Genomic DNA, 6,000 nt, shown 5'->3' with positions numbered 1-6,000 from the left:
AGAGGTAATGATAGGGCAGTTAGTGAAAAGCCATTACCGATTGAAAGCCCATAGCTAATAATGCATATAGTGGTATATTGGATTGTCAGGCCGAGATACCAGTGGGAAGGGAATGTTTAAGTTAGAAACGGAGCGGCTCTGGCTGCGAGATTTTACCGCCGCTGACCGGGAGGCGCTGTTGCAGATTGTGGCTGCCCCTGACTACCAGCGCTACTATAGTGAACAAGATTGTCAGCCGGAAAATTACCAGCGTTTACTAAATCAGTTTATTCAGGAAGTCCAACAATCTCCGAGACAGGCATTTCACCTGGCGCTGGAGCACAAAACCAGTGGCCAACTGATTGGGATGGTGTCACTGCGGCTGGAACAAGAGGGGCAGGCTTGTTGTGGATTTGGTTTAAGTTGTGACTTACAAGGTCAGGGCTTGATGCGAGAGGCGGCAAACAGGTTAATTGATTTTGGCTTTAGCCACCTTTCAATACAGAGATTGTCTGCCGAAACCTTGAGTGAAAACCAACCTGCGATCAACCTGTGTCTCAGCTTAGGCATGACGGCCGACACGCAGAATCAACCCCCAGTGTACTTTAAACAGCGCTGGTGGCATCGTCAGCGAATGAATCTTAACAAGTCTGCCTGGCAGCAGAGCAGGGAGCAAACTGTGCATCTTAAAAAAGAGCGGCAACTTTCCCGCCAAACCGCTGTGTATCTCTTTGACTGGGGCAACACTCTGATGGTCGACGATCCGCGACAAACCAGCAAAATGTATCTGTGGCCTGAATTGAATGTCGTACCTGGAGCCCAGAAGCTATTGGCAGAATTGGCCAATACGCATGCAATCTACCTGGCAACCAATGCTGCTGATTCGAATCAAGACGACATTCGGCTGGCATTTGAACGGGTCGGGCTGGCGCAATACATGAGCGGTTATTTCTGCCGTGATAATCTGGGCTTAGCAAAAGGTAGTGCAGAATTTTATCGCAAAATTGTGGCTAGATTGAATGTTCCCCCAGGTAACGTGACCATGGTGGGCGATCAGTATCAGATGGACATTCTGCCCGCGGTAGAGGCTGGTTTGCAGGCTGTGTGGCTCAGTAATGAACAAAATACGCAGCCGTTACCCGTTGGCGTGACACGCATTCACTCTCTGACTGAACTATGCTCCGCATAGCAATATTGTCGATATTCGATAAGGATACCGTAGCCCGAGCGTATTTTTACAAATGGTAATGGCGACACTAAGTCATTGCGTTACATCCATAGCTGGGAGACTGAAATGGAGTCATCAACAATTTTATATCTATCTCATGGCGGTGGTCCGATGCCACTTCTGGGTGATGAAGGCCACCGAGAGATGGTCCGATGTTTAGAAATGATCGCCGCTGACATACCCAAACCGGATGCGATTATCGTGATTAGCGCCCACTGGGAAAGCGGACACCCTACAATTACATCCAACCCAAATCCTGAGCTTATTTACGATTACTTCGGTTTTCCGGCCGAGTCCTATCAGATTCGTTACCCTTGTGCAGGCAATCAAGATTTGGCCAATGAAATGTATAAGGTACTTACCAAAGCCGGCATTGATGCACGTCTGGATCCTGAGCGAGGATTGGATCACGGGGTCTTTATACCGCTTAAAATCATGTATCCCGAAGCCGACATTCCGTGTCTACAGTTGTCTTTACTGCATTCATTGGATCCTGCAGAGCATCAGGTACTGGGGCAGGCATTAGCGGGCCTAAAGGCTAAGAACCTACTGATCATCGGCTCCGGTTTTTCTTTTCATAACTTGCCGGCGTTTTTTCGTCAGGGTGATAGTGACGTTGACCGGGCCAACACAGCATTTGAGAACTGGTTAGTTGAAACCTGCAGCAGTAAGGCGCTCAGTGAATCAGAACGGTCAGAGCGTTTATCGCACTGGTTTAAAGCGCCTGGGGCAAGAGTGTGTCATCCACGTGAAGAACATTTACTGCCATTACATGTCTGCTATGGCGCCGCAGGTAAACCCTGCGACCAGCACTTCTCGCTGACGATACTGAACAGACAGGCCAGTATGTACCTGTGGCGTACTGATTCAGTGACCTAATAGGCTATCCTTGATAGTAGCGGTGGCGCAAAAATTTAACAGCCAAGCGGGATGACCTGATGGTCGTTCTGGATTGGCAACGCTTGGCACCGAGACGGTGCAGTCAGCTAAGGAGTGCAAGATGCTAAACAGTACTGATACCGGCATTATCATCGTGGATATTCAGGGAAAACTGGCGGATTTAGTACATGACCAGCAAGCAGTGCGCCATCGTTGCGAGTGTTTGATCCAGGCGGCGCGCATTTTCGGCTTACCCATTGTCTGGCTGGAACAAAACCCGGCGGGGTTGGGCGATACAGTCAGTGATATCCGTCAACACCTCGACGGCTTCAGCCCGATCAGCAAAACCAGTTTTAACGCTTGTGAAGAACTGGAGTTTGTTGAAGCGGTTAACCAGGCGAATGTCTCGAGCTGGCTGCTCTGTGGGATTGAGGCACACATTTGCGTATACCAGACTGCGGCGGGGTTGGCTAAACTGGGGTATCACGTTGAGTGCCTGGCTGATTGTGTTGCCTCCCGGGAGGACTCGAATCGCTTGCTGGCACTGGAAAAAATGCGTCTGCATGGAGTGAGTATCAGCAGCCTGGAAATGAGCTTGTACGAGCTACTGGAAGATTGCCAGACGCCAGCTTTCAAAGCGATTCTAAACCTGATCCGATAGCCAGAAGTTAACTCAGTACAGCACTGCGCGAGTTGTGGGTTTGCGCTCGCGATACGGTGTTGTATTTCAACCGGGATTTTAGCAATGCGACTAGCCTGTGGGCGTGCAATCGTTTCACGTCGGAGATTGAGATGAAAATTGCAATTTTGGATGATTATCAAGATGCCGTCAGGCATCTTAACTGTTTTAAACTGCTCAAAGACCACCAGGTGACGGTGCTGACTCAAAGTTACCAAGACCCCGAAGAGTTGGCCACACAGTTAACCGACGTGGAAGCGCTGGTACTGATCAGAGAGCGCACTGTAATCAGCGAAGAATTGCTGCAAAAACTACCCAGCCTTAAACTGATCAGCCAAACGGGCAAAGTGAGTCAGCACCTGGATCCGTTACTGTGTGCCCGTTATGGTGTAGCGGTTGCAGAAGGTGTTGGCTCACCAATAGCGCCAGCAGAACTTTGCTGGGCTTTGATCATGGCGGCATCGCGAAATCTGCCCGGTTATGTTGAGCAGTTGCAACGTGGCAACTGGCAGAATAGCGGCTCGCTTGGGCTGGGGCGTACTTTACATGGACTGACTCTGGGGATATGGGGATTCGGTAAAATTGGTCAGCGTGTAGCAGAATTTGCCCGTGCTTTTGGTATGCAGGTGCTGGTGTGGGGCAGTGTAGCGTCACGGCAGCGAGCCGCGCAGTTAGGCTATGGCGTAGCGACAAACAAGGAAGGATTCTTCTCTCAGGCAGATATTGTTTCGTTGCACCTGCGCTTGGTACCGGAAACGCTGGGGTGTGTTACCTCTGACGATCTGGCGATGATGAAACCGGATTCCTTATTTGTGAATATCAGTCGCGCAGATCTGGTAGAGCCGGGGGCGTTAGCGGCTGAAATGCAGGCCCAACCGACCAAACGAGCGGCAGTCGATGTCTACGTCAATGAGCCGGCCAGCAAACAGGATGAACCTTTGCTGACGTTATCCAACGTACTGTGTACGCCCCATTTAGGGTATGTGGAACACAACAGTTATGAGTTGTATTTCAGGGCCGCGTTTGAGAATGTACTAAGTTATGCCGCCGGCAAAACGGATAATGTAGTGACGGTGTAACAAGTTGTGGGTGGTTCTCTTTTATGCCGTTAAACCAGCCAGCCATCACTCGTCGTATTTTTACAGTAGAGAGGAACAGTAGAATAAATGGAATTAGAGATATTTACCGTTGATGCTTTTACCGACAAGCAGTTTGGTGGAAACAGCGCAGCCGTAGTACCGGTTAATCAGTGGTTGACCGAGCAGCAGATGCAAAATATTGCAGCCGAAAATAATCTGTCGGAAACAGCATTTGTTAAACGTGTGGCAGAGCAACACTATCAAATTCGCTGGTTCTCACCGCTCACCGAAATCGCATTTTGTGGCCATGCGACCCTGGCTTCAGCATATGTCTTGTTCCGCTTCTTTAATTGCCAGGGTGAAGTCAGGTTTGATACTGAACAAGTAGGATCGCTGATGGTCAGCCAGCAGGAGGGGGGCAAAATCAGTATGGATTTCCCCCGTCAAACGCCACAAGCGGTCGATTGCGTACCTGCGGCATTGCTGGAAGGCTTGTCGGTCACTCCCAAGCGAGTGTTAAGAAATCGTCAGGCCTATATAGCCGTGCTGGAAGATGAGCAGGCGGTACGGCAGGTCACCTATAACAGCGAACAACTCAAACTGCTGGCGCCATATGATGTTGTCGTGACGGCGGCCGGCAATGAGTATGATTTTGTCTCGCGCTATTTCTGGCCGGCAAATGGCGGCGATGAAGATCCGGTGACAGGGTCAATCCATTGTGGACTGGCTCCATATTGGTCATCTCTGTCGGGTAAATCGGAGCTGGTTGCATATCAGGCTTCGCAGCGGGGCGGGGTATTGTATTGCTCAGTTACTCAAGACAGAGTACAGGTATCCGGTTATGGGCAGCTCTATATGCGTGGTACCATCTTCATCTGATTGCTGACCTGGGCATAACCAAAAGATACAACAGAGCAGACGCCGCTTTAACGCTTTGAATAAGGGGTATGTGGTCAGGTTGTGGTTGATGCCCTATGACCATGAGCGAAATATCCATTTATGCTGACGGCGTTAATACTTGGTTTAATTGCTTTTACCACCTCGCTGGTGGCCGGCGTGATCGGTTTTGGTGGCGGTCTGTTATTAATTGCCATCATGCCGCAATTTTTAAGCGGCGCCGCTATTATCCCAATTCACAGTGTTACCCAGCTTTCCAGTAATGCATCCAGGGCATTATTTGCCATCAAGGATGTGCACTGGCCGTTCGTGGTGCCTTTTCTGCTCGGCTCCGTTATAGGCATTGTGTTATTTGGCTTTTTACTCAGTCAACTGCCGACCGACTACCTGCCAATGGTGATTGGCAGCTACATTTTGCTTAACTTGTGGAGTAACAGTTTTGCCAGGGCTCTGAAAAAATATGAGAGCCTGTATATTATCGGATTACTACAAACCGGGTTGGGGCTGGTGGTGGGTGCCACCGGACCACTGGGGATGAGTGCGCTGGGTAAAAAGCTTGCGGACAGTAACCAGGTAATTGCGACCGCCGCACTGTTCATGTCTATCAGCCATGTGGCTAAGCTGGCGGCGTTTGGCCTTATCGGGTTTTCTTTTGCCGATTATTCAGCGGTGATATTCGCAATGTTGACCGGATCAATTGTTGGTTCTTTAGTGGGAACCAAATTGCGACACAGAATGAATGGTGACAGGCTGATCGGGGTAATCAAACTGTTGCTGACGTTACTGGCGATTAGAATGATCTACCAGGTTTGGGCGGGCTAATCTGGCGGTAAGCAGCGATTTCATAGCTGGGACGTTAACCTTATCCCGCAATAACGTTGTTACGTACCAAGCCTCGTTTAACGTTTTTACATAATTTACCGAAGCGGCGTATTTCATCAAAGCTGGGAGGGTTGCCCTTATTGATCTAGTGTTCCCAGTAGCTCAGCTCAGAGTCGACCAGTTCCATCAGTTTTTTTGGGCAGCCAATATAGTTGTTTTCGGTGCCACAGACAAAGGTATCTTCTTCGTAGAGAGGAAACTCCATCTTAACCTGCTCAATAATATTACGCATCGCTGTGATGCGATCGGGCTTTTTACTCATAGTATCTACCGGACAGTAATGGCTATCGCCAGTTTACAGCGACAGGTTTGCCGGAACCATCCGGCAAAAGTAGTAATTGCCAGGCACTGGCATCTCAATGTCCACCTTGGTGAAG

General features: G+C 49.6%; 6 protein-coding genes and 1 pseudogene. 6 read left to right on the top strand and 1 reads right to left on the bottom strand.

The features are described from left to right. Positions 1–112: 112 nt before the first annotated feature. From ACQY6F_RS12175 to ACQY6F_RS12150, 6 genes are all read left to right on the top strand, one after another. Positions 113–1,168, top strand: a complete 1,056-nt coding sequence (locus tag ACQY6F_RS12175; RefSeq protein WP_428774697.1) for a GNAT family N-acetyltransferase — start codon at positions 113–115, stop codon at positions 1,166–1,168. 105 nt (positions 1,169–1,273) lie between these two features. After that, entirely contained in the window at positions 1,274–2,086 is an 813-nt protein-coding gene (locus tag ACQY6F_RS12170; protein ID WP_428774696.1) for a DODA-type extradiol aromatic ring-opening family dioxygenase, read from the top strand. Positions 2,087–2,207: 121 nt separating this feature from the next. Further along, a complete protein-coding gene (locus tag ACQY6F_RS12165; protein WP_428774694.1) occupies positions 2,208–2,747 on the top strand; it encodes an isochorismatase family protein in 540 nt (179 codons plus the stop codon). A 131-nt stretch (positions 2,748–2,878) separates the two neighbouring features. Then, positions 2,879–3,844, top strand: coding sequence for a D-2-hydroxyacid dehydrogenase family protein (locus tag ACQY6F_RS12160; RefSeq protein WP_428774693.1), 966 nt, complete (start codon positions 2,879–2,881; stop codon positions 3,842–3,844). A gap of 87 nt (positions 3,845–3,931) precedes the next feature. Then, positions 3,932–4,723 carry a PhzF family phenazine biosynthesis protein gene (locus tag ACQY6F_RS12155; RefSeq protein ID WP_428774691.1) on the top strand — a complete coding sequence of 264 codons (792 nt, stop codon included), beginning with the start codon at positions 3,932–3,934 and terminating at the stop codon, positions 4,721–4,723. Positions 4,724–4,843: 120 nt separating this feature from the next. Continuing rightward, the gene (locus tag ACQY6F_RS12150; RefSeq protein ID WP_428774690.1) at positions 4,844–5,563 is read left to right on the top strand and encodes a sulfite exporter TauE/SafE family protein; all 720 of its coding nucleotides are present in this window, start codon (positions 4,844–4,846) and stop codon (positions 5,561–5,563) included. A 40-nt stretch (positions 5,564–5,603) separates the two neighbouring features. Here ACQY6F_RS12150 and ACQY6F_RS12145 read toward each other — a convergent pair. Then, positions 5,604–5,885, bottom strand: a pseudogene (locus tag ACQY6F_RS12145) (hypothetical protein). Positions 5,886–6,000: the final 115 nt, after the last annotated feature.

Source organism: Vibrio sp., assembly GCF_050299255.1.
Lineage (GTDB): Bacteria > Pseudomonadota > Gammaproteobacteria > Enterobacterales > Vibrionaceae > Vibrio.
Note: the sequence above shows the minus strand (reverse complement) of the source record. Positions and strands in the feature narration are given on the sequence as shown.

Bases quoted from the DNA above. Each gene is read 5' to 3' on its own strand.
- ACQY6F_RS12165 (WP_428774694.1), top strand. From the start codon at position 2,208: ATGCTAAACAGTACTGATACCGGCATTATCATCGTGGATATTCAGGGA.
- ACQY6F_RS12150 (WP_428774690.1), top strand. From the start codon at position 4,844: ATGCTGACGGCGTTAATACTTGGTTTAATTGCTTTTACCACCTCGCTG.
- ACQY6F_RS12170 (WP_428774696.1), top strand. From the start codon at position 1,274: ATGGAGTCATCAACAATTTTATATCTATCTCATGGCGGTGGTCCGATG.
- ACQY6F_RS12175 (WP_428774697.1), top strand. From the start codon at position 113: ATGTTTAAGTTAGAAACGGAGCGGCTCTGGCTGCGAGATTTTACCGCC.
- ACQY6F_RS12155 (WP_428774691.1), top strand. From the start codon at position 3,932: ATGGAATTAGAGATATTTACCGTTGATGCTTTTACCGACAAGCAGTTT.
- ACQY6F_RS12160 (WP_428774693.1), top strand. From the start codon at position 2,879: ATGAAAATTGCAATTTTGGATGATTATCAAGATGCCGTCAGGCATCTT.